Genomic DNA, 24,811 nt, shown 5'->3' with positions numbered 1-24,811 from the left:
TCAGGCCTCTAGGGTAGCCGATAAATGGGAGAAAGGCATTACCAAAACAAGCCCTGCAGTCCGCTCTGTGAGCGGCAACGCGTCATGGCGGGCAAGCCCACCACGACGTGCGGCTCCAGCAGCAATCGCTGTCCGTCGCGGGCCGTATTCGATGGCAGGGGGATATTGGTTTCGCCATCAGGGATGACGCCCTGCGCCGCGGACTGGTATGATATTCGCCCTGGTTGCGAGGTAAGTGGTTGTGTTAAGTGCAGGATGCCTGATGATGAAACGCGTTTTTATGACACTGATGCTGGTGGTAAGCCTGGCGCTGGCCGGCTGCTCCAGCAACTCCGATTCCGGTACGACCTACACCGTCAAACGTGGCGATACCCTGTATGGCATCTCCCGCACCACCGGCACCAGCGTTCGCGATCTGGCCCGCCTGAATAACATCTCCCCGCCTTACACCATTGAGGTGGGGCAGAAGCTGAAGCTTAACGGCAGCAGTTCAACGAAGACAACGAAGAAAAAATCTGCCTCCACGCGCACGGCGGCGGTCACGCCTTCGTCCGCGGTACCTCAGTCCTCCTGGCCGCCGGTGGGACAGCGCTGCTGGCGCTGGCCGACCAGCGGCAAAGTGGTCCTGCCTTATTCCACCGCCGATGGCGGCAATAAAGGCATTGATATCGCCGGGACTCGCGGCCAGCCCGTGTACGCCGCCGGGGCGGGCAAGGTGGTCTACGTCGGCAACCAGCTGCGCGGCTACGGCAACCTGATCATGATTAAGCACAGCGAGGATTACATCACCGCCTATGCCCACAACGATAAGCTGATGGTGAATAACGGCCAGAGCGTGAAGGCCGGCCAGCAAATCGCCACCATGGGCAGTACGGATGCCGACTCAGTGCGTCTGCATTTCCAGATCCGCTACCGGGCGACGGCCATCGATCCGCTGCGCTACCTGCCGCCGCAGGGCAGTAAGCCTAAGTGCTAAAAGGTTATTTTATCGCCAGTCAGTATCCGGCGGGCTTGTCACAGGGTGCATAAGGGCTATAATGCTTCTCGCACCTCTTCGCGGGCGTAGTTCAATGGTAGAACGAGAGCTTCCCAAGCTCTATACGAGGGTTCGATTCCCTTCGCCCGCTCCAAACTCAAGTCTCCTGAAGTCTATCCAACTCAATTTTCCCTTGATAAATAATAAGTTATAGCATTCTGTTAGTCTATTGAACTCCGACGGAGGACTCCTCTTTGGTTGCGGGATCGGCGTTTTGCGCTGCTGGCGCTGGAGTAGTAGCGTTTAGTGATATTTTCGCACTTATCCTGTTTCCGCAGGATGAGTGATTTTACGCAACCGGCTCGCGCTGACGACGACCGATACCGCAGAGGCCGCGGCGGCGCTCCACAGCGCAACATGAATTGACCTTTCATCTGCTGCCAGCAGAACGCCTACGGCGGCGGCTCCCAGGCACTGCCCGAAAGTGCGCATAATGGATAAAACTCCGGACGCATAACTCGCGTGCTCACGAATAACGTTTGAGAGCATTTCCCGGTTATTGGGACTCTGAAAGCAGCCAAACCCTATTCCGCACACCAGACTTCGCAGGCAGATATCCCACATTGGAGGGCTGGCGGGTAACGTCGCCAGCAGGATCAAACCGACGACAAATATCACCAGCCCCAGGGTGGATATCGCCGGGGCTGATATCGTGTCCGCCCAACGGCCTGCATGCGGCGCAATCAGCACGATCCCTAACGGCCACGGCGTAAACAGCAGGGCAGACACTACCGGACTGTAGCCGTATTCGCTCTGAAACAGGAAGGGTAGCGCAATAAAGGTGATCCCCTGGCTGACAAAAGCAATCATCGACGTGAAGGCCGCGAGGGTAAAACGTTCATTTTTAAACATGGTCGGCGGCAGTAAGGGATGACCCGTGCGGCGGATTTGCCAGATAAAAGCCATGCCGCTCAGCGCAGCGAGAGCCATCCAGCAAAGGCTGCCGAATTGATAAGTAGCGTTCTGTAGGCTGTTCGCCGCCATGATCGTCGAACCCAACAGCAGTGCCGACAATATGGCGCCCAGGGTGTCGAAGGGCGCCTGCATACGGATCGCATTACGCGGCAGCGCTCTGATCGCCAGCAGTAAGGCGAGGGTGCCGGGAAGAACGTTTATCGCAAACAGCCATTGCCAGCTCAGGGTGTGAAGGATCGTACCGCCCAATACCGGGCCGATAGCGGAGCTGGAGGCAATGAGCAGGGCATGGAACCCCAGAATGCGGCCAAGTAATCGTCCGGGAAATACGGACCTGAGTATTGCGGGGGCAATACTCAGCGTCGCCGCGCCGCCGATCCCCTGAAGCACGCGCATACCGATAAGCACTTCGGGCTTATTCGCCAGCGCGCAACCCAGTGATGTCAGGGTAAAGGTCGTCAGGCCCGCCAGAAATACGGGGCGATAACCCAGACGGGCCGCAAGCGCCGCGAATATCGCCAGCGTCATCGCAGCCGCCAGCAGATACCCGTTGGCGAACCAGACGGCAATACCGGCAGGTACCTGCATATCCTGAGCCATTGAGGGCAGGGCAATGTTGATCATGGTGCCATCTAACACGCCCATTAAGGTGGTGGTCATTATTGCGGCCATCACCCGTGCGCGCGCCGGGCCAGGCAGTCCTTCGTCGCCGGGTTGGCTGGAAAAGAGCGTCATCATTTGTCCTCTGGGAAGAGTGTATGGATGACAAAACTATAAAGATGGCTTTTACCGGGCGGAAGGTGCACTATTTTCACTTTATTGTTGCATCAAACGCCTTATCTTAATGTGCTGGGAGAAAGGGTAATGTCTGATCCCGATTTTAATTTGCTGGTAGCACTCGACATATTGCTGAGTGAAGCGAGTGTCGCAGGTGCGGCACGTCGTCTGAACCTCAGCACCTCGGCCATGAGCCGGACATTAAGCAGGTTACGCGATGTCACAGGAGACCCGATCCTGGTGCGCGCCGGGCGTAACATGGTACTGACCCCGTGGGCCGAAGCGACCCGGGATCGCGCCAGGCGTGCAGTGCACGAGGCCAGGGCGGTATTGCAGCCCTCAACTGAAACGTTCTGCGCGCGAAGTCTGGCGCGTCTTTTTACCATCAGGGCAAACGATGGTTTTGTGGTGGCGTTTGGGCCTGCGCTCATCGCAGCGGTTGCCGACGCCGCGCCGGACGTCTGTATACGCTTCGCGCCTAAGCCGGAAAAAACCTCGCGCTATCTTCGGGAAGGGCTGGTTGATCTGGAGATTGGCGTTCAGAGTAATATGGGGCCAGAAATACGGCTGCAACGACTGTTTGAGGATCGGTTTGTTGGCGTCGTGCGTAAAGGGCACCCGCTGGCTAAGCAGGCAGAAATAGGCGTGGGTGATTATGTCGCCTGGGGCCATGTGGTAGCGTCACCCGAGGGCGCGTTGCACGGATCCGTTGACGATGCGCTGGCCGAACTGGGGACAAAACGTAAAATTGCGAGCGTCGTACCGGGATTTCCGACAGCACTGTCCGTGGCGCTGGAATCGGATCTTATCGCCATGATACCCGCACTCTATTTACTCAATCAGCAGGTAACGGACCAGGTACACGTTTTCGAGCTGCCGTTCAAAAGCCGTCGTATTACGGTATCGCAGATGTGGCACCCAAGGATGGAACGCGACCCCGGTCACCGCTGGCTGAGAAAGCAAATTCTTGCGATATGCGGTGGGGGGAGGTCAGTCATGGCCTGACCAATTAGACATGTCCGCGCTACCGTCTCGCCACAGCGATCGCTGCTTTCAAAGGATGAGACTCATGACGGCATACGGAACGGAAATTTTCTCAATGAGCGATCTGAACAGACTCACGATCGAAGTCTCCATACTTCGATAGACCGTTTATGTTTTTTCTGCGAGACCTAATCGAAAGCCCTCGTGGTACCTTTAAATTAACAATTAACGACGAATAAAGGACAGCTTCCCTGTCCTTTATTCTTTTTTATTCAGTTTTGCTCGCGCGCGCTCGCAATACCTCACCGACCACAGGAGCAGCGGTAAATGCATTTGGCCATCCCGCGTAGAACGCCGCCTGGGCGACCACTTCTCCGGCCTCTTCAGCCGAAAGCCCATTATCCATCGCTCTGTTTAGGTGGTAGCTAATCTGCGCGCTCTGTCCGGCGGCGATTAACGCGCTGACCGTCACCAGGCTTCTGTCGCGGGGCGTAAGCGCGGGCCGTTGCCAGAGGTCGAGAAACAGCGGGTCGGCGGTAAATTTAACCAAGCCAGGCGAAATGGGGCCGACATTTTTCTCCACGGTGTCTGCACGCTGTTTCTCTACCTGTTCATTGAGGGGCAGCAGCGTCGGCGAGGCGGCGGGAAGGGCCTCTGCCGTCACGCCCCTGGCTGCAAAGATGGCTTTAGCGACGCTGACGGCTGACATCGCATTGGGCCAGCCAGCGTAGAAGGCGAGGTGAGTAATGACCTCTGACACTTCCGCGGGCGTCACGCCGCTATCGAGAGCGACTTCAATATAGTGCTTAAGCTCGCCTGGCTGGTTGCGGGCAATCAGCATGGCCACAGTCACGATGCTGCGGTCGCGGGCAGACAGGGCGTCACGTTGCCAGAGGTCGTTGGTAATCGCTTCACGGCCAAAGCGTGCCAGCGCCGGGGAGACCGCGTGAATGTCAGCGTCCGAAAGGGTGAAAGCCCTGATTGATTTTCTGATAGCGCATACCGCGGCATAAAGGCTATTTTGCGTGCGAAATGTCTGAAGACACCGGCCCTGTCTTTCCCTCTGTCTTAACCCTATACTCCCTGCGGATAAAGCGGTTTTTTATCGCGGTGTAACGGCTTATCCCATCGTCAACGCGATGGGCGGGGAATTTCAATAAGGGAGAGGCAGCAATGGGCAGACGCTTAATGGTCTGTGTGTTCGCGCTGGTGGCGTTTTCAGCCACTGCAGCGCATGGCCATCACGGCCAGTCGGTAATATCGGGCGCCGACGGCGGCAACGGTTCGGACGGCGGCAGTAGCGATAACTCCTCGGGGCGGGCAGGGTGCCCGGGCGGCACCGATCCCGATAAGCATGGCCAATTTTATCTGCCCGGGACCCGCGAACCCTCCAATCCTGGCCCCCAGGATGCAGAGAAAGTCGGGTCTTCCCGCTAGCGTTCAGCTCAGATCGTGCAGCGCTTTGTCCAGCGGTGGGGAAAGCTGAATATCCAGAAAGGCAACCGCCAGTCCGCCGCGCTCCGGTGAGCAGCACATGACGCCGGCTTTCACCGGGCCTGGCGGAAAGTAGCCGAGCCGCAGCAGCGGCCAGCGCTCGCCGTCGGTCGAATACTGCAGCCTTAACGCATCGCCCATGCGGGTCAGCCGCAGCCAGAAGGTGCGCGGGTCGCCGGGGAAAAGCCCGGTGGCCCAGTCGGAGTGGGTTAGCGTCAGCACGCTGCCGATGGCCGGGGCATCGTCATTAAACTCAATCCCCGCCTTCAGCCAGGTCTGCTCGTCCGCCATTATCATCAGCCCGGCCTGGTCGTAAAGCGTGGTGAAATCCGCACAGATTTTTGCCTGCAGGGTAAAATCGCCCTCCACCTCAGCGGCATAAAGATGGCCGGAGAAGCGCTCGAAGCCATACCAGGTATGACGCCAGAAATCGGTATGCTTATCGGTGACCACCGTCAGGCCGTCGGCATCGCGGCGCCACTCGGCAGGTTCATTGATCCAGTGAAAGGACGGCTGCATGTTTCCTCCGGGACAGGCTTATAACAGCGACTGCAGCGCGGGGGACGCCATGCTGGCCTCAAAGGGGATAATCTCCGTATGGGCGAGACCCAGCTGCTGGAAGGGATCCTGGCTCAGACGCGATTCCAGAATTTCCCGGCTGTCGCATTTCGCCAGAATCACCCCGCCGGTGCGGGGAATACGGCGGCCGGAGGTGAGAAAGAGGCCGTCAGCATAGCCTTTTTTGAGCCATTCGACGTGGGCGGGAATGGCGTCATCCACCTCTTCGAGCGGTTTTATATACGTTAAAACAACCACATAAATCGTACTCATCCTGAAAACCCTGTCAATCCGATGGGATCTTCAGCCTGACACATTTCGATGATGGTTAAAAGAAAACGCGGCATTTTTGCGTGCTATTGAGCAGGAGGCACATGTTGCAACGGTATGGAGATTTATCGCGGCTGTGAAAACACATATGTTTTTTCGAATGCGTATTGATCTTTGTTCGTGGTCCCGTATGCTGTCCGTCACGCTTGAGGAGAAACCATGTCTTTATTGCCCCTGCAACTGTTCAAAAACCTCGCCGATGAAACCCGGCTGGGGATCGTGCTGTTGCTCAAGGCGCGGGGAGAGCTGTGCGTGTGCGATCTCTGTACGGCACTCGCCCAGTCCCAGCCCAAGATCTCCCGCCATCTGGCAATGCTGCGGGAGAGCGGGCTGCTGCTGGATCGAAAACAGGGTAAGTGGGTCCATTATCGCCTCTCTCCGCAGATGCCGGCCTGGGCGGCGCAGGTGATTGAGCAGGTCTGGCTAAGTCAGCAGGACGAGGTGCGGCTGATGGTCAGCAGACTGACTGACGGGCCGGGTTGTCGGTAAAAAATTTATCTTAACATATATGATTTTTCGAATGTGATTGGTGAGGGAATGATGTTGCTGGCAGGTGCGATTTTTGTCCTGACCCTGGTGCTGGTGATCTGGCAGCCGCGGGGTTTAGGGATCGGCTGGAGCGCGGCCTTTGGCGCGGCGCTGGCGCTGGTCACCGGTGGCGTACAGATAGCCGATATCCCGGTGGTGTGGCATATCGTCTGGAATGCCACCGCCACGTTTATCGCCGTGATCATTATCAGCCTGCTGCTCGACGAGTCCGGCTTTTTTGAATGGGCCGCGCTACACGTTTCCCGCTGGGGAAGAGGGCGGGGTCGTCTGCTGTTTACCTGGATTATCCTGCTCGGCGCGGCGGTGGCGGCGCTGTTTGCCAACGACGGCGCGGCGCTGATCCTCACGCCCATCGTGATTGCCATGCTGCGGGCGCTGGGGTTCAGTAAGGGAACGATGCTGGCCTTTGTCATGGCAGCCGGGTCTATTGCCGATACCGCCAGCCTGCCGCTGGTGGTGTCGAATTTAGTGAATATCGTGTCGGCAGATTTCTTTGCCATTGGCTTCAGGGAGTACGCTTCGGTGATGGTGCCGGTCGATCTCGCGGCAATCCTCTCCACCCTGGCGATGCTGCACCTGTTCTTTCGCAAGGATATCCCACCCGCCTGGGATATGGCGTTACTGAAAGCGCCGGCCACGGCGATAAAAGATCCGGCGACGTTCCGTACCGGCTGGGGCGTGCTGCTGCTGTTGCTGGTCGGCTTTTTCGTTCTTGACCCGCTGGGGATCCCGGTCAGCGCCATCGCGGCGCCGGGAGCGGGGATCCTGTTTGCTGTCGCGAAGCGCGGGCGAGTGATTAACACCGGCAAGGTGCTGCGCGGCGCCCCATGGCAGATTGTGATCTTCTCGCTGGGGATGTATCTGGTGGTGTATGGTCTGCGAAACGCCGGATTAACGGATTATCTGACCACGGTGCTGAACATGCTGGCGGAGCGCGGGCTCTGGGCCGCGACGCTGGGCACCGGTATCCTGTCGGCCTTCCTCTCTTCGATCATGAATAATATGCCCAGCGTGCTGGTCGGCGCCTTGTCGATTGATGGCAGCGCGGCAACAGGGACGATCAAAGAGGCCATGATATATGCCAACGTCATCGGCTGCGATCTGGGGCCCAAAATCACGCCGATTGGTAGCCTGGCCACGCTGCTCTGGCTGCATGTGCTGACGCAGAAGCACATCACCATCGGTTGGGGGTATTATTTCCGCTGCGGCATCATCATGACCCTGCCGGTGCTGCTGGTAACGCTGGCCGCGCTGGCGCTGCGTCTCTCCTTCAATCAGCCATGAGAACGTGCTATGAGCATCACCATTTACCATAACCCTGAATGCGGCACCTCGCGTAATACCCTGGCGCTGATCCGCAACAGCGGCGCTGAGCCCACCATTATCTATTATCTGGAGACGCCGCCGTCGCGTGATGAACTACGCCAGCTGATCGCCGCGATGGCGATCCCGGTGCGGGCGCTGCTGCGGCAAAACGTCGAACCCTACGATGCGCTGGGCCTGGCGGAAGACCGGTTTACAGATGACCAGTTAATCGACTTTATGCTCCAACATCCGATCCTGATCAACCGTCCGATCGTGGTGACGCCGCGGGGCACCCGGCTCTGCCGCCCGTCAGAGGTGGTGCTGGAGATCCTGACGGCGCCGCAAAAAGGCGCCTTCGTGAAGGAAGACGGTGAGCGCGTCATTGATCGGGCGGGGCAGCGTGTGAAATAGCGCGCAAAATGGCGCCGGCTGTAGCAGCCGGCAAGCCATGTGCATCCTGCCTCGCGGGAGGCTCTCCGGGTGTGAAACACCTGGATGGCTGAACAATATTCTCCCTTAGCGCTATTTCTGCCTCCTCAGGCCCGTTTCCCTTACTTTTCCTGTCGTTATATGCCCTGCCTGCACCGATGGTTTTTGTCCTTTGTTACTCAATCAACTTACTGTTTTTAATAAATAAAATTATGTATTCTTTACAATGGCATAATGTCAACGCCGTTTGCGCTTTTGCGAACATTAAATCTATAAAACTAGATGTTTGTCGACTTTTCATCTAAAAAGGGAAGGTAAGGGGCTGGACAAAACCACTGCATGGTTATCAAATGGTTAAAAATGCTCGTTCCTGATGTTAAGACAAACAAATTATAAATCGTCAGCCCGCTTTATACGGTTAACTTGCGCTGCGGCGCACCTTATCTGGAGAATTTATGCATTCCTCTGTTAATAAAAACGAAAGCCGTACCTTTTTCGGCCATCCTTATCCGCTGGGCTCCCTGTTCTTCACCGAAATGTGGGAGCGCTTCTCGTTTTACGGCATCCGCCCCTTACTGATCCTGTTTATGGCGGCGACGGTTTACGACGGCGGAATGGGGTTGGCGCGGGAGAACGCCTCGGCGATCGTCGGGATTTTTGCCGGCAGTATGTATCTGGCCGCACTGCCGGGCGGCTGGCTGGCGGATAACTGGCTTGGCCAGCAGCGCGCCGTCTGGTACGGCTCGATTCTGATCGCCCTCGGGCACCTGTCGATCGCCCTGTCGGCATGGCTGGGCAACGACCTGTTCTTTATCGGTCTGATGTTTATCGTCCTCGGTTCCGGGTTGTTTAAAACCTGTATCTCGGTGATGGTCGGCACTCTGTATAAAAAAGGCGACGCGCGCCGCGACGGCGGTTTCTCGCTGTTCTACATGGGGATCAACATCGGCTCGTTTATCGCGCCTTTGATCTCCGGCTGGCTGATTAAATCCCATGGCTGGCACTGGGGCTTCGGCATCGGGGGGATCGGGATGCTGGTGGCGCTGATCATTTTCCGTGTCTTTGCCGTGCCGTCGATGAAGCGCTATGACGCAGAGGTCGGCCTCGACTCCACCTGGAACAGCCCGGTGGCGAAAAAGAATGGCGTTGGGGCGTGGCTGCTGGCGCTGGCGCTGGGAGTGGCTGTGCTGGTCACGCTCATTAGCCTGGGCACGATCGTGATTAACCCGGTGGCGGTGGCCAGCGTGCTGGTCTATGTGATTGCCGCTTCCGTAGCGCTCTATTTCATCTGGCTGTTCGTCTTCGCCGGCCTGAACCGTAAAGAGCGGGCGCGCCTGCTGGTGTGCTTTATTTTGCTGGTCTCGGCGGCCTTTTTCTGGTCGGCATTTGAACAGAAACCGACCTCATTCAACCTGTTTGCTAACGACTATACCAACCGGATGATCGGCGATTTTGAGATCCCCGCGGTCTGGTTCCAGTCGATTAACGCCTTATTTATCATTCTCCTCGCCCCGGTATTCAGCTGGGCGTGGCCAGCGCTGGCGCGTAAAAACGTTCGTCCGGGCAGCATGACCAAATTCGTCATTGGCATCCTGTGCGCGGCGGCGGGCTTTGGCCTGATGATGCTGGCGGCGCAGAACGTCCTGAACAACGGCGGGGCCGGTGTGTCGCCGCTGTGGCTAGTGGGCAGCATCCTGATGCTGACGCTCGGCGAACTGTGCCTGAGCCCGATTGGCCTGGCGACCATGACCCTGCTGGCGCCGGAGAGAATGCGCGGCCAGATGATGGGGCTGTGGTTCTGCGCCAGCGCGCTGGGTAACCTGGCGGCGGGCCTGATTGGCGGTCACGTGAAGGCCGATCAGCTGTCGCTGCTGCCGGACCTCTTCGCCCGCTGCTCCATCGCGCTGCTGATCTGCGCCGCCGTGCTGGCCGTGCTGATTGTCCCGGTCCGCCGGATGCTGGAGAACAGTCAGTCCAGCGGCGCGCAAAAATCCGTCAGCAACGCCTGACGCGATCCCCAGGCCGGTCCCGCGGGACCGGCTTGTTTTTTGTCCAACCCCCGCCCCTGCAGTGCAAAATCCCCTTTTCTGAATGCGCGATGTCCCATAACGTGAGCGTGTTCTTTGAAATCACGTCGCTTTCCGGTCCATAGTGTAGTCAGGTTTACTATGTGGTTAATATAAGGACACACCTATGCCAGCAGTCATTGATAAAGCATTGGATTTCATTGGTGGTATGAATACGTCTGAGCCAGTACCACAGTCTATGGATGAAAGTACCGCGAAGGGAATTCTCAAATATTTGAAAGAGCTGGGCGTGCCAGCCAGCCCGGCCGACGTCGCTGAGCGCGGTCAGCAGCAAGGCTGGAGCGCCGGGTTTACCGACAAAGTGGCGGAGTGGGCTGAACGGGTCGCCGCCGGCGAACGGCTGGTGATTAAGCATCCGGAATTCTTTTCCACCTACATGCGGGAAGAGCTCCGCGCCCTGGTGTAATCACCGCGCATTAACCCCGCATCTTCTGTTTAATGCCTTCCCCACCGGGGAAGGCATTCTGGCTGATGACAAACCTGTTTCATTATTGTGCCCGCATTTCTGCCGGGTGGCGGCTTTCGCCTTACCCGGCCTACGAAAGACGGCAATATCAACCCGTTATGCGGTTGGCCGTAGTCCCGCGCAAGCGCAGCGCCGCCGGGCAATCCCTGAAGACGGTCCCCACCGGGGAAGGCATTTTTGTTACTGGCCGCGGTAGCCGCCGCCCAGGGCTTTGATCAGGGTAATGTCGGTGCTCAACCGCTGGGCCTCAATATCCAGCAGCAACAGCTGCTGGGCAAGGACCGCCCGCCGGGCCTCTTCGGCGGCGTAGCGGCTGAGCAGGCCGCGCTGATAATGGGCGCGAGCGCTGTCGGTGGTGGTCTGCGCCGCGGTGACCTTCAGCTGCTGCAGCGCGCGCTGCTGATTCAGGTCGTTAAGCTGGCTGGAGCTGATGGCGACATCGCGAACCGCGTCCAACACCGCCTGGTTGTACTGTTTGATCAGAATATTGCTGGCGGTGCGCACCGACTGCAGATTGGCGTTCAGACGACCGCCGTCGAAGATCGGCAGATAGAGCCCAGGCAGCAGGTTGATCTGCTGGAAAGAGGACTTAAACAGATCCCCGACGCTCAGGGCGTTATAGCCCCAGAACGCTTTGATATCAAAATGGGGATAAAACGCCGCCTTCGCCGCGTCGACCTGGCTCAGGGAGGCGGTCACATACCCGCGCAGCGCCTGCAGGTCCGGGCGGCGGGCCAGCAGCTCGAAAGAGAGCGACGGCGGCAGCGTCTCCTGGAGCGCAGGCAGCGCCACCGGATGGATCGCCGGCATGCTCTGCGCATCGGCGCCGATCAGCGCCCGCAGGGTTTCACGATACTGGGTCAGCGTCCCCTCGGCGCTGATGATCTGCTGGCGGGCGGCGAGCTGCTCGGCCTGGGCGTTGGCCACATCGACGCTGTCTTCCACGCCGCGTTGGGTCCGATGCTCGTGGGCCGCCACTGAGAACTGGGCAATGCCTTCCAGGTCCTGCAGCAGCGCGATTTTCTGGAACGTCGCCTGCATGGCGAAATAGAGCTGCGCCACGCTGCTGGCGATGTCGAGCTCAATGCCGGCGGTCTCCGCCAGCCGGGCGTTTTTCTCGCCAATGGCGGCGGCAACCCGGGCGCGATCGGCTCCCCAGAGATCGATATTCAGCTGCGCCCCGACGCCAACGGTGTTCAGCGTATACCAGGGACCGTTCTTATCCACCGGCAGGGAGTAGGAGTAGGGCCAGCTAAAGGATTTGTCGGTGATCCGCAGGCGGTTTTGCGCCGCGACGGCGGTGGCCTGCAGGCCCATCGCCGACTGGGCGAGTTCCACCGTGGACTGCGACTGAGAGATGCGCAGCCGGGCGGCCTGCATGGTCGGCGAGTTCTGCAGCGCCCGGTTGATCAGCATATTGAGCTGAGGATCCTCATAGGCCTCCCACCAGCGGGCTGCCGGCCAGTCGCTATTCGCCAGGTGGATCACCTGCGCCAGCTGGGCCTGCTGCGGATTGACGATGGCGACCTGGGCTGGCTCGTCCTGGATCAGCGCGCAGCCGCTGAGCAGCGTCAGCGTCAGGGTAAGGAGAGTGCCGCGCAGCCGCGCGGAGAAAGGAAGGATCATCATGACGTTTTAGCCTGTTGCTCAGTCGCTATCGGTGTCGGGCCCCAGTCGGGCAGGGCGGCCAGCGCGGCGGCCAGCGCCGGGCCAAAGGGGTTAGTCAGGTCGGCGGCCAGCTGCTCGGCAGGCGCTGTCGCCTCCTGTTCGATACGTTCGGCGTAGCGCCGCAGCTGTTCGGCGCAGCGGGTCAGGGTCGGGTCTCCCGGCGCGGCGTTGAGCCGGTACCCTTCGCTAAGGCGGGCGATCTCCTCCGCCCGGGCGAGGGTGGCGCGCATCGGCCAGTCTTTCGCCTGGGGCCAGGGGTGGGCATACGTACCCAGCGGTTCGGCGCGAACCCGATGGATCAGCGCTTCGCTGTCGGTGAAGGCGACAAACAGAGGGGCCAGCGGCACCGCATCGTGCGGGGCGGCGAGGCAGTCCGCCAGCCGGCGATAGAGTCCGGCGAGGCGCGATTTCAGCTGCGGCGCTTCGCTGTCCGGCCAGAGATACAAATGGACAATGGAGGAGACCAGCACCCCGAGCAGAATGCCCAGCACCCGGTCCCGCAGCTCGGTGAGGTTTGTCAGCGGACCAAACCAGCTGAGGAAGGCCAGAGCAAAAGTGAAACCAATCTGGATCCCGGCGTAGGCGATACGCTCCGAGCCGGCGGCAATCCAGGCCGCCAGCGCCAGCACCGGCAGGGACATCGCCAGCAGCCCCGACAGCGAGTCGGTCCAGGGCTGGACAAAGACGATTAACAGCAGCGCCAGCAGAGTGGCGAGCAGCGCGCCGCCGATGCGCAGCCACGTCTTCTGCATCGTGGCGCCCAGCCCGGGCTGGGCGACGATCACGCAGCTCAGCATAATGGTGTGCAGCCCCTGCCAGTCGGCAGCGGTATAGAAGACATAGCAGATTAGCGTCGCCAGCAGGGTCTTGAGCGCAAAATGGAGATACGCCGGGTTGCGCCAGGCGTCCGGCGCCAGCAGAGGCGGTTTTTCCACCTCGCCCTGCGGCAGGGCCACCGGCTCACCCTGGGCCAGCTGCTGCAGAAGGGCAGCCATCTCCTGCAGAACGGCGCGATTGGCGCCGCGGCCGCTGAGCGCCAGGGGGGGAATGGCGCCGTCAAACGGCCCCTCGCTAAGGGCGCTCTTCAGCTGCAGTACCGCCTGCGACAGCAGCAGGCGATCTCCGCTATCGGCCTCGTCCGCTTGCAGCAGCGCCGCCAGCTGGTAGCAGCGCAGGGTGGCGGCCAGCCGCGAGCGCCAGGCCTGCGGATCGGCGGCGATCTCCGGCGTCGCCCGGCAGGCCTGGGCGAACAGCGACTGCAGCTGGTTGAACTGCGCGGCGGTCTCGCCGAAGGTCGGTGGCGTTTCTCCGCCCGGGGTCGCCAGCCGGCTGGCGACCGACTGCAGCATCTCCGCCAGACGCGCCTTAAACTGGTTGCCGGGAAAGGCCTGCTGAAAACAGGCGTTGACCAGCAGGGTGACAAGGATCGCGGTGTTAATCGCCACCCACAGCCAGAGCAGCAGCCGCACCAGGATCTCGCTCTGGCTGGTCATCGACGGGAAGGTTTGGGCGTAAATCACCGCCAGCGCCACCACGAAAAAGGCCAGTCCCAGCTTGCCCAGCACCCGCATCAGATAGATGGCGCAGAAAAAGAGCGCCACGGAGGCCGCCAGGCGGATCAGCGGGTAGTCATAGGTCCACTTGATGATCAGCAGCACGCCGCCGAGCGCCACGCTGACGGTGACAAAAAAGACCACGCTGACTAACTTAATCATCAACACGTTAGGCTGGCTGACGTAGAACACGACGATCAGCGCGACGGCCAGGAAGGGGAGCTGCAGGGTCATGAACAGGGTGATGAGCACCGCACAGCTCAGCGTCAGGCGCAGCGTGTAGCTGGCGCGTCCCGGCGCGTCGCGCAGTTCCTGGCGTAAAAAATGGGCGAGAGGAAACATCGCGTCGCCCGGCTACGGCTGCAGCACGGCGCTGGCCGAGGCGCCCATGCGGAACAAAGCCGGATCGGGATCGCTGACGGCGATTTTCACCGGGAAGCGCTGCGAGACGTGGACCCAGTTAATGCTTTTCTGGATCAGCGGCAGGCCTTCGATGACGCTCCCGCCTTCGGGCAGGACCCCGGAGCCGACCGAATCCACCACCCCGTTAAAGGTCCGGTTGTGGTTGGTCATCACGGTGATCCGCGCCGCCACGCCGGGGCGCACGTTGTTCAGATCGGTCTCGCGGAAGTTCGCGATCACATACCAGCGGTCGTCATCCAGCAGGGTGAATACCGGCTTCAGCGCCGAGGCGTACTGGCCGACGGTGGTTTTCAGCGCCACTACCACGCCGTTGAACGGCGCGCGCACTTCGGTAAATTCCAGATGCAGTTCGGCGAGGGCGATTTGCGCCAGGATCCCGGCGCGTTGCGCCACCATGGCATCCACGCCGGTCACGGCCGCCGAGGCCTGTCTGGCCTGCAGCAGCGTGGCTTCCAGCTCCGCCCGCGCCGCTTTCTCGGCGGTGCGCGCCTGATCGAGATCTTCCTGCGAGGCAAACCCCTGCGGCACCAGCGGTTCAAGGCGGATGCGCGTGGAGGTGGTCTGCTTGACCAGCGCTCTGGCGCGCTCGACGGCGGCCGCTACCGACTGGGCGTTATACTCCTGCGCTTTGATGGTGCGCTGGGTCAGCATAATCTGCGCGTCGAGGGTCGTCAGCCGGGCTTTCGCGTCATCGAGCATCGCCTGATAGGGACGGGGGTCGATGCGGAACAGCAGATCGCCTTTTTTCACCCGCTGGTTATCGCGGATGGGCATCTCCACGATGCGTCCGCTGACCTCGGGCACCACATCGATGGTATCGGCATAGACATAGGCGTCATTGGTCTCCGGCGACGTTTGCAACTGCCAGATAACCAGGATCAGCGCCAGGATGGCGGCGAGGACCAGCGCCAGCAGAGGCCATTTCTTGCGTAACAGGGGAGTGCGGGAAGTAGTCATAAGCGATCAGTGAACAAAAAACAGAAACCACAGCAGCGTGGCGAACAGGAACATCAGCGCGACATAGCTGAAGACCAGGGGAGAAAAGCGCGGCTGCCAGCCGTTACGGGTAATCAGGATATGGCAGGGGATGAGTAAAAACGCGCCGCCCAACAAGCAGAAAAACCAGCCGGGGAACGCGGCGCCCAATACCGGGATCGCTGGTGAGAGTGAGCAGCCGGTGAGCGGCAAGACGAGCAGTAGCCGCGCCGGGCGGGCTATGGTGGCAATATGATTCAATGGAACATCCCTGAGTGCTCTTACCAGTGTGTCATGAGTGTAATCGCCTCGTTGCGGGAATGAAAGTCAACCGTACGTTGACTGCGGGATCCGTGCGCGCCGGAAGAGCGGGAGGATGCGCCAAATCCCTCTCCTGACGCCCATTACCGACTTGCGCATAGTCAGCCGTCACGGGGAGGACTATGCTTAGCCTGAAAGTCATAAAACAAGACCGAGGCAATGTCATGGATAAGGAATTACTGGAAGCCGGCTACCGGGCCTACACCGGGGAGAAAATCGACGTCTACTTTAATACGGCGATCTGTCAGCATTCCGGGAACTGCGTGCGCGGCAGCGCGAAGCTGTTCAATCTCAAGCGTAAGCCGTGGATCATCCCGGATGAAGTGGATGTCGCGACGGTGGTGAAGGTTATAGATACCTGCCCGAGCGGCGCCCTGCAATATCGTCATAAATAAGCGAGGAGAAGATGGAAATACTGGAAGGGCACAACAAATTTTATGTTAACGACGCGCAGGGTAACCAGGTCGCGGAGATTGTTTTTGTTCCCACCGGCGAACACCTCAGCATTATCGAACATACCGATGTCGATCCCAGCCTGAAAGGCCAGGGCGTGGGGAAACAGCTGGTGGCGAAGGTGGTGGAAAAAATGCGCCAGGAGCAGCGGAAGATTATTCCACTCTGCCCGTTTGCCAAACATGAATTCGATAACACCCGCGAATACGACGATATTCGCGCCTGACGTACCGGCACCGGTGTAAACCGGTGCGCTTTTCACTCGCCAGCGCATCCGCGCCATTAGTCACTCATCGCTTCCCCCCATGCCTGTTCAAACGCCGACCGTGAGTTTGCTGATGAACTAGGCGGCTACCTGTGCGGAAAGCGAGGGGCCATATGCGGGTGATATTTCACCCGCTTTTTACCCCCCCAGCCGCTTCGCCGCGTTCAGCATCCGCTGGTTCAACCCCCGGGCGGCCAGCGAGCAGGAAGAGAGGATGTCATCGGTCATCATTGATAGACAAAGGTAATGCCGATGATCGACTGCACATTACCGGCGGTGACCTGGCCTGTGGTCCGGGCGTAGGTCGCCGTCAGGCCGAGATTGACCGGCGAGGTTCCGACGGTGCCCAGCGAGACCGTGCTGTTCGCCGGCACGGCGCTGCCGTTGCGGGTAAGCTGGACGCCTATCCCCTGCGCCGGCGAGGCGGAGGCGGTGTTCGTGAAGATCGCGTGGGCGCTGTCCGCGGTGGCGCCGGAGAGGTAATACCCCAGCTGCTGGCTCTGCGCGCAGTGCACGGTGAGCGGCACGGCCATGGAGCCCGGGTAGTCGGGGAGAGTAACGGTGACATCGCGGGCAGAGACATCGCAGCCGCCGGTGGGGACCACCACGTCGTTATTGGCGTAGATGTTCCAGATGAACTGGAAGGAGTCGCTATTGTAGTTGTTGGTCTGATGCAGGATCAGCACCGCGATTAACGATCCTGCGGCGATCGCCACCCCGCCGGCGGTGCTGACCGGCGTCAGATACAGGACGGCGGGCCAGGGCTTATCGGTCCGTGAATCGTAAATCACCCGCGCCGTTTCCGTGGTGGTCGGGAAGGGGTAAGAGGTGCCGTTATATTTCACGGTGCCAGAGAAACTCGACAGCACGCCGCCATAGGCGGATCCGCGCTGCAGGGTCACGTAGTCAGTGATCGTTTCCGGATAGTCGTTATGGCAAAAAATCTGCGTGGAGAGGTCGACCACCAGGTTTTGCCCGACGTTGACCGCCGGGGTCAGGTTAACGTAGACGTTGGCTGAGCCGCCGCCGATGGGGATCGTCGCGCCGGTGGCCGTTTTGCAGGCGAAGGACCAGGCGTTTATCGACCAGCCCAGCAGCAACAGGGTGGTGAACAGAGGGATAATTTTTTTCATCATGATGCTCTCCTGGCTCAGGCGTAGGTATAGGTGACGTTAATCACCGCCTGAATGGTGCCTTGCGTGGCGCCGCCGTTGACCGACAGGGCCCTGACCTGCAGCGGGAAGCGGGCGGACTGGCTGGCCTCATCCACCTGTACCGACTGGCTGCTGCCGTTGTTCAGCGTGGCGCCGTCCTCGCTCTGCAGTTCGAGCTGAATATTGCCTGCCGTCCCCTGGTTTTTGTAATAGCCGGTGCTGTCCGCGGTCCCGCTGAAGGTGGCCTTCACCCGTGAGGTACCGACGGGGCAGTTGCTGAGATCCAGCGCCACGCTGTGCCAGGCCGATGCCGAGCCCGCGCCGATCAGGCTGAAGGTGTAAAGATCGCCCAGCTCGACGGTGGCATTGACGGTGGAGACCGTGCAGGGTCTGGCCACCACCTTCCCGTTGACGGTGAGGGTGACATCGGCCGCCCGCAGGGAAGGGCTCGCGGTTAACAGGCCGGCCAGCAGCCAGCCCACGTGGGTCCATTTCATTGCAGCCTCCGCTTACTGAAATTCCAGGGTGAATGTCGCTGTCGCATTGACATGCCCGGCGGTGACGGGCACCTGGGTGGCCATCAGACGGGCGTAAAAGTTCAGGATGTTGGTCTGGCCCGGCGTCAGCGTGGTCCAGGCGATGGCTGACGACGGGGCATTGACGGGCAGCCGGGACTGCTGCTGGTCGAGAATCTCCACCCCCATTCCCGCCGCCGCCGAGGCGCCGGCGTCGAGTTTTAACAGGCTGGTATTGACGCTGTCCGCCACGCCGGTGAAGCCGACCTTCACCGCGGTGACGGAAGTGCCGCAGGGCGACAGCACGATACGGAACGGCACCGGCGGGGTCGTTGCCCCGACGGCGTAAAACTGCTTCGCGGCGTTGTCCTGCAAATCGACGGTGAACTCCTTCGACTCTCCGGCCACCGCGCAGGCGTTGTCGCGCACATAGCCGCTGATGGCGATCGTGCTGTCGGCAGCGAAGGCCAGCGGCGCGGCCAGCGTGAGCAGGGTGCCCAGCAGATACTGCGGTGTTCTCATCATCATCTCCTTAGCGACACGCGACGGACAGCTGGCTGAGCGCCTGCTGCCGGCTCTCCGGCGGCAGACGATAATCGGCCACACACTGGGCGTCGGGGCCATCGCCCCATTTCACCCGCACCTTACCCGCCAGCGGCATCCCGCTGAGGTAGACCTGACCGTTATCCGCGACGATGCTGCCGCTCTGGTTGCTGTCGCTGGTGGCGAGGGCGCCAAACGGCACCGGTTTGCCGCGATGGGTCAGCGTCATCAGGATCTTCATCCCCACCTGGGCGTTAAAGCTGGCGCGGACGATCGCCCCATGGGTAGGCACCACGCTGACCACCGCATCATCAAGGTCGACATTGTCCGCCAGGGTATTGGTGTCCAGCGCGACCCGGTTTTCGCGATACTCGGTGGCATACGGCAGGACGGCATATCCGCGCCAGTCGGTGCGTACCCCGGTCTGGTTTTCCACCTTCACGCCGCCGGCGCCGGGGGCTTTCACCAGCACCACGGTATCGTTCAGCGGCTGGCTCAAGGTGATGCCGTTGGCGTGCGCCAGCACGCCGCCGCTGACCCCGTAGTAGAGCTGTTTAAAGCCATCGCTGCGGCTGTAGCCGACGTTGGCGTTGCCGTAGCCGCCGCGGTAGTTGAGCGCGGTATAGCCGGTGCTCCCGTTGTCGCCGTTGCCGCCGCCGGCATAGCCGGTTTGCACGCTATAGCTGAGGTTGTTGTCATCCAGCAGGGTGCCGTACAGGCCCGCCAGATTGGTCATGCGGCCATTGAGATCGTGCGACAGGCTGTAGCTGGCGCTGGCGTGCCGCCAGACCGAACGGCTATCGGAGCGCAGCCAGTGGCTGAAGGGGATATTGACGTTAACCGCCAGCATCTGATCGCGTCCCTGCTGCCAGGCGTTTTTCGTCAGGCTGTAGCTTAGCGACCAGTTGATATCGTCTACGGCGGCGTTGAGGCCGGCCTGCAGTTGCTCATCGGCATCGTCGGTGCCCCAGTAAGTCTGGTGGCTGCCGCTCAGATAGAGGGTGGCGGTGCGCCCCAGCTGTTGGGTCACGCTCAGCTGCACCTTGCCGCGTTTGCTGTAAGCCAGATTGTAGTAGTCGGTAAATTTGGGTTTCACCTGGATAACCCCGTCCTGAGTTTCCACGCTGTAGCCGCTCATCCGGCGGTAGGTGGTATCGGCAAAGTTATAGTAGCCGCGGGTGGAGTAGCGGTAGCCCACCAGCTGCAGGTTGGTGCCGGTCTCATCCAGTGACTTGTTATAGAGAAAGCGCACCGACTGTCCCTGATGCTCGCTGTCGTCAGGCAGGGTGGCGTTGGCCTGGGTGATATCCAGCGACAAGGCGCCGAAATAGCCCATGTTTTTCCCCACCCCGAGGTTAAAGGCGCGATAGCGGTCCGCCAGCTGGGCGCCGCCGTACAGGGTCCAGCCGGCCGGCAGGCCATGCATGGCCGTACTCTGGAAAAAATCGGGCGTTTCCTGCTGGCTGTTGCCGCTGCGGTACTCCCCGGCGGAGAGGGCGAAGCGGGTATGGCCTTCGCGCTGCAGCACCGGCACCGTTGACCAGGGCACGCTGAAGACCTGGCGGGTGCCATCCGCTTCTTTAATGGTGACCTGCAGATCGCCGCCGTTGCCCGCGGCGTAGAGATCGTCGATGGTAAACGGCCCCGGCGGCACCGTGCTCTGGTAGATTTCGTAGCCGTTTTGTTTGACTGACACCTGCGCGGTGCCGCGGGCGATCCCGTGGATCACCGGCGCGAAGCCTTTCTGGCTGTCCGGCAGCATATTGTCATCGGAGGCCAGCTGCGCGCCGCGGAAGTTGATCCCGTCGAAGACATCGCCGTTGGTATAGCTATCCCCGAGGGTAAGCCGCGACCGCAGGGGAATGATGTCCCGCTCAAGCCAGCTGTTGACGTGCTGCCAGCGGTTCTCATTGGATGAGGCGCTGCCGCCGCTGCTGTAACTCCAGGTGCTGTTATCGCGCAGGCGCCAGGCGCCGAGGTTCAGCCCGCTCTGCAGATTCAGATAGGCGTAACGGCTGTTCCCCCCGGTGGCGTTATGAACGTTATTGCCGGTGAAGTTATAGTTAATCAGCCCGGCGGTGATGCCGTTATCCCATAGCTCCGGCGGAATATAGCCGCGGGCGTGGCTGCCCATAAACGCCTGGGGTACGGTGAGATACAGGCGCTGCTGGCCGACATCGAAGCGGGTGGTGGCTTCGCTGATGAGCGTCGTTAGCGGCACGCAGGCCTTACTGTCCAGGGCCGCCATGCCCGTCACCCGTCCGGTATCCACCCCCATGCTCGCCAGCTGGCCGCGGGTCAGGCAGGGCGACAGGCCATGGCCCTGCGCGTCGGCCTGGAAAGTAACGTCCCGGGTAGTCATATAGCCGTTATTGAGGTAAATATCGACGCGATAGGTGCCCGGCGGGACCTCCTGGCCTTTTTCAAATCCCGACAGGTCTGCCACCGCCGCCGGATCGTCAGCTAAAAAGCGGGGGTTAAAATAGAGGTCCGCCTGCGCGGCAAACGGCTGCGAGCAGAGCCACAGCGTCAGCGCCGGCGTAATCAGGCGCCGGGCGCTTGGGCGACCCCCATGGTCCAGTCCATATTTTCGATGTGACATAATCCCTCCGGTCCGACGTTGCCCGGCAGTCAGTGCTTCTGGTCATGCGCAGCGTGGCCCGCGCGGCGGGGCACACCAGAGTTAACGCAGTACGCCATTCATTTTCGGCGTCAGCGCGCCGTAATCGTTAATGGTGCGATAGGTGATGGTGCCGCCGGCATCCGCGGGCAGCTTGACGCTGGTTTTGCCCATCGGCGGCACCAGGGCGTTTTCCAGAATGCGCGTTCCGGCGTTCAGTTCGGTCACCGTCAGGTAATAGGGGGTGGGATTAGTCAGCGTTAGCGACGATCCGTTGCGGCTAAAGGTCAGCTTGTCCGGCGCCTGATCCGGGGGCAGGGCCAGTTTTGCCGGTCGGTAGTAGAGCTTGATGCGGCTGATAATCGCCAGCTGGAGGGTGTTGTCGCTGAGCTTCGATTTATCCATTGAAGGAATGGCCTTCACGTTCATCCAGAACAGGCTTTCCCGATCCTGCGGCAGCTGGTTATTGGTCGCGTCGATAATGCGCAGGGTGTTCTCTTTTTTGCCCTGCATGGCAAACAGGGGGGGAGTGATAACAAACCGGCCGTCTCGCTGCCCATCGGCATTTTCCACCCATGACTGAATAAGCCAGGTGCTGTTGTCGTCGTTATTGGTGACCGCCAGCTGGACCTGTTTCTGACCTGCCGGGTAGATGACCCGGGTCGCGCCCAGCGCGACGCCCGCGTGCGCGCTGGCGCTCAACGCGCCGGCGGCGAAAAGCGCACATCCCGTCAGTATGCCGCGTATCGTCGTTGCCGTTTTTCTCACATTATCTCCTTGCCTGCTCACGGTGTTGTCCTGCTGGTCTGCGGGTTGATTACTGATAGGTTAATGAGAACCAGGCCTGGGCGTTGGCCGCCCCGCCGGTGACCTGGCGTCCGGTCGCCCGATATTTGGCGACGAAATTTAGCGTCGTCGGTCCGCGGTAGAGCGGCACCCAGCGATCCGGCGGACGATTGAGGGGCAGCTGCTGGCCCTGACTGTCGAACAGCGCAATGCCGATCCCGCTGGCGATCCCCGGGCCTTCGCCCACCGACAGCACATCGGGGTTTTTGCCGTCAGCCACGCCGTGAAATGCCACCCCGACATGCTGGCTGACCGCCGTACTGCAATCCTGTAAATGAATCGCGAAAGGGATCGGGTTGCTGTCTTCGCCCACGTCGTGAAATCGGTTACTGCTGATCTGTCCCAGATTGACCGTCATCTGCCGATCGCCGGCTTCAACGCGGCAGGAACTGGCCATGATCAGGCCCTGAAAGCGCATGCTCCCTCCCGGCAGCGTGACGTTCCACTGATTACCGGCCAGCGCCAGCGGAGGCAGCAGCAGTAGCAGACCCGATTTCATTCCCTGCATCGTTTCACCCCGGTTGCAAAATTAAGCGCGGGCCCTCCTGGCCCGGATGGCTTCCTTGCCTGATGGTTGCCTTACTCGTACTGCACTTTGAAGGTGGCGTCCGCGTTCGCGATACCGGCGGTCGCGGCGCCAGTGGCGTAGTAACGCGCCTGGAACGGAATGATGTTGGTGCCGTCATTCAGGGTGGTGGCTGCGCTGAAGGTGGCGCCGTCCAGCGCCAGCGGCGTGCCGGTGTTGTCGAGGATCTGCACGCCGACGTTGGTCGCGCTGCCGGCGGCAGAGTTTTGCAGCGCCAGAACGGTGGTATTGCTGCTGTCGATAGCCGTACCGGCGAAGGCGACGGACGCTTTGGTTGCTACCGTGGTGTCGCAATCATCCAGCTGAATGTTGAAACCGACGGACGAACTGGTGCTCCCCGCCGTGGCCAGCTTCGCGGAACGCACCTGGCCCAACTGGACGGTTTGATCGATAGAGCCGGCATCCACCGCACAGGCCGCGTTAACGACTTCCCCTTTAAAATGGACGGTCCCGCCGTTAACCGTGGTGGTATCGGCCAGGGCCGCCGCGGAGCTCAGAGACAGGGCTGACACAACAATCATTGCCAGTGTTTTGATTTTCATACTGTTTTCCTTTGAACGATGTCGAAATAACGAACCGGATTGGCAGCCGTTGTGCCTTCCAGGCATTTCAGATTTCAGCCGAGTGGTCCGGCTGCCGGCTCTGCACAGTTTTCGCCCAACCGATGAGACAATTGGGGCCATTTTGACTCGTTGAGATAAACGATCTGATTTCCGTTTAATTACGCCTGTTTTATGGTGTTAAGTTCTGATAAATGTTGTTTATATGGATATTTAATCTGTGGTTGTTGGCGGAGTGCGAAAGGAAGAGCGATGCCGCTGGCGAAGGCGCGTCGATGCCCCGGGAGGTTAGGGTGAGAAAAGTGCGTAATTGATGTTTTAAAAATGATTTAAAATCAGATGATTATGAATTTTTTTGCAGAAATATGGCGTGGTGAGTTGCAAAATATGTCAAAACATTTTTATGATATAAACAGTTTGGCCCCAATTGACCTGTTCACGGTTTATTTTTTTAATTAAATTCAATCGGTTGTATCAATTCCCGCTTCTGCATTGTTTTCTCCAATAAGATTATTTCTTTCCCATATTCCGGCAAAACGCGCCGCATTGCTGGCGGTGTAGCGCACCGTGTGTCGAATATTACGATGACCGAGATAATCCTGGATCAAACGGGTATCTGTCCCTCTTTCCGCCAGTTCGTAGCCGCAGGCGTGACGCAGCATATGGGGGTGGGTCTGCGTTACGGTACCTGCCTTTTCCCCGGCGGCGCGAATAATACGATATGCCTGCTGGCGTGAGAGCGGGGTACCGCGACGGGAGATAAACAGCGCGTCGGTTTTGGCCGCCGCTTTCCAGCCGGCGCGGACCTGACTCCAGCGCTCAATAGCCTCACGTTCATCAAAGCGCAGCGGGTGAATAGTCGAAAAACCGTTCTTCAACCGCCGCACATTGACCCGGCCTTCCCGTAGATCCAGATCGTGATAGTGCAGATCCAGCAGTTCGCTGATGCGCATCCCGTGGCGAAAGGCGAGCAGGATGAGGCAGTAGTCCCGCTCGCCGGTGGCGCCCTGACGCGCGGCCTGCATCATAGCCTGAACTTCTTTGGCGGTAAGAAAACGACGTCGGTTCACAATAGTTGCTCCTGAAAAAGATGTGAGGGGTCGTCATGGCGAAACCATACGCCATGACGGAAAAGATCCGGAATGCGAGAACGGTACAAGGTGAAGGCGATTAACCACGCATAGATAGCATATTATATTTACAGCCAGTCAAAATATCGCCTGGCGATAATTCTTAATTTTAGAGATTTTAAGCAAGGCCACAATAGATCTGCTCGGGTTTCATAGCATGTGCATAAAATAAAAGGTTTTTTTCAAACGATAGATTTTAAAAATAGCGGGATGGATTTTAGCCAACAATAAATAGTCACGGCAAAACCGGAATTTATGCAGGGTTAATT

At 59.8% G+C, this 24,811-nt stretch carries 25 protein-coding genes, 1 tRNA gene and 1 pseudogene; 11 read left to right on the top strand and 16 right to left on the bottom strand.

What is annotated here, in order from left to right:
- The first annotated feature begins 262 nt into the window (after positions 1-262).
- Together actS and ACOI7D_RS13205 are read left to right on the top strand one after the other, a co-directional pair.
- A complete protein-coding gene (actS, locus tag ACOI7D_RS13210; protein WP_050533763.1) occupies positions 263-976 on the top strand; it encodes an amidase activator ActS in 714 nt (237 codons plus the stop codon).
- A gap of 80 nt (positions 977-1,056) precedes the next feature.
- Positions 1,057-1,130 (top strand) — tRNA-Gly (locus ACOI7D_RS13205).
- A 167-nt stretch (positions 1,131-1,297) separates the two neighbouring features.
- Here ACOI7D_RS13205 and ACOI7D_RS13200 read toward each other — a convergent pair.
- Complete coding sequence (locus ACOI7D_RS13200; RefSeq protein ID WP_109546955.1) at positions 1,298-2,686, bottom strand: MFS transporter; 1,389 nt, start codon at positions 2,684-2,686, stop codon at positions 1,298-1,300.
- Between the two features lie 129 nt (positions 2,687-2,815).
- Between ACOI7D_RS13200 and ACOI7D_RS13195 the strand changes: the two genes are divergently transcribed.
- Positions 2,816-3,733 carry a LysR family transcriptional regulator gene (locus ACOI7D_RS13195; protein ID WP_004205331.1) on the top strand — a complete coding sequence of 306 codons (918 nt, stop codon included), beginning with the start codon at positions 2,816-2,818 and terminating at the stop codon, positions 3,731-3,733.
- A 247-nt stretch (positions 3,734-3,980) separates the two neighbouring features.
- Here the strand turns inward: ACOI7D_RS13195 and ACOI7D_RS13190 are convergent.
- A pseudogene (locus ACOI7D_RS13190) lies at positions 3,981-4,682 on the bottom strand (carboxymuconolactone decarboxylase family protein); the annotation flags it as partial.
- A gap of 203 nt (positions 4,683-4,885) precedes the next feature.
- On the opposite strand from ACOI7D_RS13190, the gene ACOI7D_RS13185 reads away from it, so the two are divergent.
- Positions 4,886-5,149 (top strand): hypothetical protein, encoded by a 264-nt coding sequence (locus tag ACOI7D_RS13185; RefSeq protein ID WP_109546956.1) that lies wholly within the window; start codon positions 4,886-4,888, stop codon positions 5,147-5,149.
- A gap of 3 nt (positions 5,150-5,152) precedes the next feature.
- Here ACOI7D_RS13185 and ACOI7D_RS13180 read toward each other — a convergent pair whose 3' ends face one another.
- Together ACOI7D_RS13180 and ACOI7D_RS13175 are read right to left on the bottom strand one after the other, a co-directional pair.
- Positions 5,153-5,725 carry a DUF1349 domain-containing protein gene (locus ACOI7D_RS13180; protein WP_109546957.1) on the bottom strand — a complete coding sequence of 191 codons (573 nt, stop codon included), beginning with the start codon at positions 5,723-5,725 and terminating at the stop codon, positions 5,153-5,155.
- Between the two features lie 18 nt (positions 5,726-5,743).
- Complete coding sequence (locus tag ACOI7D_RS13175; protein WP_109546958.1) at positions 5,744-6,037, bottom strand: YciI family protein; 294 nt, start codon at positions 6,035-6,037, stop codon at positions 5,744-5,746.
- Between the two features lie 216 nt (positions 6,038-6,253).
- Here ACOI7D_RS13175 and ACOI7D_RS13170 point away from each other — a divergent pair, with 216 nt between their 5' ends.
- The 5 genes from ACOI7D_RS13170 to ACOI7D_RS13150 all read left to right on the top strand — a co-directional run bounded on the left by ACOI7D_RS13170 (position 6,254) and on the right by ACOI7D_RS13150 (position 10,870).
- Positions 6,254-6,583, top strand: a complete 330-nt coding sequence (locus ACOI7D_RS13170; protein ID WP_109546959.1) for a metalloregulator ArsR/SmtB family transcription factor — start codon at positions 6,254-6,256, stop codon at positions 6,581-6,583.
- A 51-nt stretch (positions 6,584-6,634) separates the two neighbouring features.
- Positions 6,635-7,927: an arsenic transporter gene (locus ACOI7D_RS13165; RefSeq protein WP_109547584.1), complete on the top strand. Its 1,293-nt coding sequence runs from the start codon at positions 6,635-6,637 to the stop codon at positions 7,925-7,927.
- Positions 7,928-7,936: 9 nt separating this feature from the next.
- Positions 7,937-8,359: a glutaredoxin-dependent arsenate reductase gene (gene arsC / locus ACOI7D_RS13160; protein WP_049013767.1), complete on the top strand. Its 423-nt coding sequence runs from the start codon at positions 7,937-7,939 to the stop codon at positions 8,357-8,359.
- A 473-nt stretch (positions 8,360-8,832) separates the two neighbouring features.
- Positions 8,833-10,386: a peptide MFS transporter gene (locus ACOI7D_RS13155; RefSeq protein WP_023290949.1), complete on the top strand. Its 1,554-nt coding sequence runs from the start codon at positions 8,833-8,835 to the stop codon at positions 10,384-10,386.
- Between the two features lie 184 nt (positions 10,387-10,570).
- Positions 10,571-10,870 (top strand): DUF1889 family protein, encoded by a 300-nt coding sequence (locus ACOI7D_RS13150; protein ID WP_004205347.1) that lies wholly within the window; start codon positions 10,571-10,573, stop codon positions 10,868-10,870.
- 240 nt (positions 10,871-11,110) lie between these two features.
- Here ACOI7D_RS13150 and ACOI7D_RS13145 read toward each other — a convergent pair whose 3' ends face one another.
- Genes ACOI7D_RS13145 through ACOI7D_RS13130 form a run of 4 tightly spaced genes read right to left on the bottom strand, consistent with a single transcriptional unit; the run spans position 11,111 to position 15,810 of the window.
- Complete coding sequence (locus tag ACOI7D_RS13145; protein ID WP_044524654.1) at positions 11,111-12,559, bottom strand: MdtP family multidrug efflux transporter outer membrane subunit; 1,449 nt, start codon at positions 12,557-12,559, stop codon at positions 11,111-11,113.
- Complete coding sequence (mdtO, locus tag ACOI7D_RS13140; RefSeq protein WP_050533770.1) at positions 12,556-14,493, bottom strand: multidrug efflux transporter permease subunit MdtO; 1,938 nt, start codon at positions 14,491-14,493, stop codon at positions 12,556-12,558. The genes ACOI7D_RS13145 and mdtO overlap by 4 nt, the downstream gene beginning before the upstream one ends.
- 12 nt (positions 14,494-14,505) lie before the next feature.
- Complete coding sequence (gene mdtN, locus ACOI7D_RS13135; RefSeq protein ID WP_023290946.1) at positions 14,506-15,531, bottom strand: multidrug transporter subunit MdtN; 1,026 nt, start codon at positions 15,529-15,531, stop codon at positions 14,506-14,508.
- Between the two features lie 6 nt (positions 15,532-15,537).
- Positions 15,538-15,810 (bottom strand): YtcA family lipoprotein, encoded by a 273-nt coding sequence (locus ACOI7D_RS13130; protein ID WP_032454006.1) that lies wholly within the window; start codon positions 15,808-15,810, stop codon positions 15,538-15,540.
- Between the two features lie 224 nt (positions 15,811-16,034).
- Here ACOI7D_RS13130 and yjdI point away from each other — a divergent pair, with 224 nt between their 5' ends.
- Positions 16,035-16,265, top strand: coding sequence for a 4Fe-4S mono-cluster protein YjdI (gene yjdI / locus ACOI7D_RS13125; protein WP_004205354.1), 231 nt, complete (start codon positions 16,035-16,037; stop codon positions 16,263-16,265).
- An 11-nt stretch (positions 16,266-16,276) separates the two neighbouring features.
- Positions 16,277-16,549, top strand: a complete 273-nt coding sequence (locus tag ACOI7D_RS13120; RefSeq protein ID WP_002916201.1) for a GNAT family N-acetyltransferase — start codon at positions 16,277-16,279, stop codon at positions 16,547-16,549.
- A gap of 266 nt (positions 16,550-16,815) precedes the next feature.
- Here the strand turns inward: ACOI7D_RS13120 and ACOI7D_RS13115 are convergent, their stop codons facing one another.
- The 8 genes from ACOI7D_RS13115 to fimE form a co-directional block, all read right to left on the bottom strand.
- A complete protein-coding gene (locus ACOI7D_RS13115) occupies positions 16,816-17,721 on the bottom strand; it encodes a fimbrial protein (protein WP_032429212.1) in 906 nt (301 codons plus the stop codon).
- A gap of 17 nt (positions 17,722-17,738) precedes the next feature.
- Positions 17,739-18,224, bottom strand: coding sequence for a fimbrial protein (locus tag ACOI7D_RS13110; protein WP_072199039.1), 486 nt, complete (start codon positions 18,222-18,224; stop codon positions 17,739-17,741).
- A gap of 27 nt (positions 18,225-18,251) precedes the next feature.
- Positions 18,252-18,779: a fimbrial protein gene (locus ACOI7D_RS13105; protein ID WP_117140790.1), complete on the bottom strand. Its 528-nt coding sequence runs from the start codon at positions 18,777-18,779 to the stop codon at positions 18,252-18,254.
- Positions 18,780-18,789: 10 nt separating this feature from the next.
- Positions 18,790-21,402 carry a fimbrial biogenesis usher protein gene (locus tag ACOI7D_RS13100; RefSeq protein WP_060590269.1) on the bottom strand — a complete coding sequence of 871 codons (2,613 nt, stop codon included), beginning with the start codon at positions 21,400-21,402 and terminating at the stop codon, positions 18,790-18,792.
- An 81-nt stretch (positions 21,403-21,483) separates the two neighbouring features.
- A complete protein-coding gene (locus ACOI7D_RS13095; RefSeq protein WP_371807673.1) occupies positions 21,484-22,167 on the bottom strand; it encodes a fimbria/pilus periplasmic chaperone in 684 nt (227 codons plus the stop codon).
- A 70-nt stretch (positions 22,168-22,237) separates the two neighbouring features.
- Positions 22,238-22,774, bottom strand: coding sequence for a fimbrial protein (locus ACOI7D_RS13090; RefSeq protein ID WP_012967260.1), 537 nt, complete (start codon positions 22,772-22,774; stop codon positions 22,238-22,240).
- Positions 22,775-22,845: 71 nt separating this feature from the next.
- Positions 22,846-23,394: a type 1 fimbrial major subunit FimA gene (gene fimA, locus ACOI7D_RS13085; RefSeq protein ID WP_004205364.1), complete on the bottom strand. Its 549-nt coding sequence runs from the start codon at positions 23,392-23,394 to the stop codon at positions 22,846-22,848.
- Between the two features lie 479 nt (positions 23,395-23,873).
- On the bottom strand, positions 23,874-24,482 hold the full coding sequence (gene fimE / locus ACOI7D_RS13080) for a type 1 fimbria switch DNA invertase FimE (RefSeq protein WP_032454002.1): 609 nt from the start codon (positions 24,480-24,482) through the stop codon (positions 23,874-23,876).
- Positions 24,483-24,811: the final 329 nt, after the last annotated feature.

The organism is Klebsiella sp. C360 (assembly GCF_048822415.1).
GTDB classification, from domain to species: domain Bacteria; phylum Pseudomonadota; class Gammaproteobacteria; order Enterobacterales; family Enterobacteriaceae; genus Klebsiella; species Klebsiella quasipneumoniae.
The sequence above is the reverse complement of the archived record's forward strand: the minus strand, read 5'-3'. Positions and strand labels throughout refer to the sequence as shown.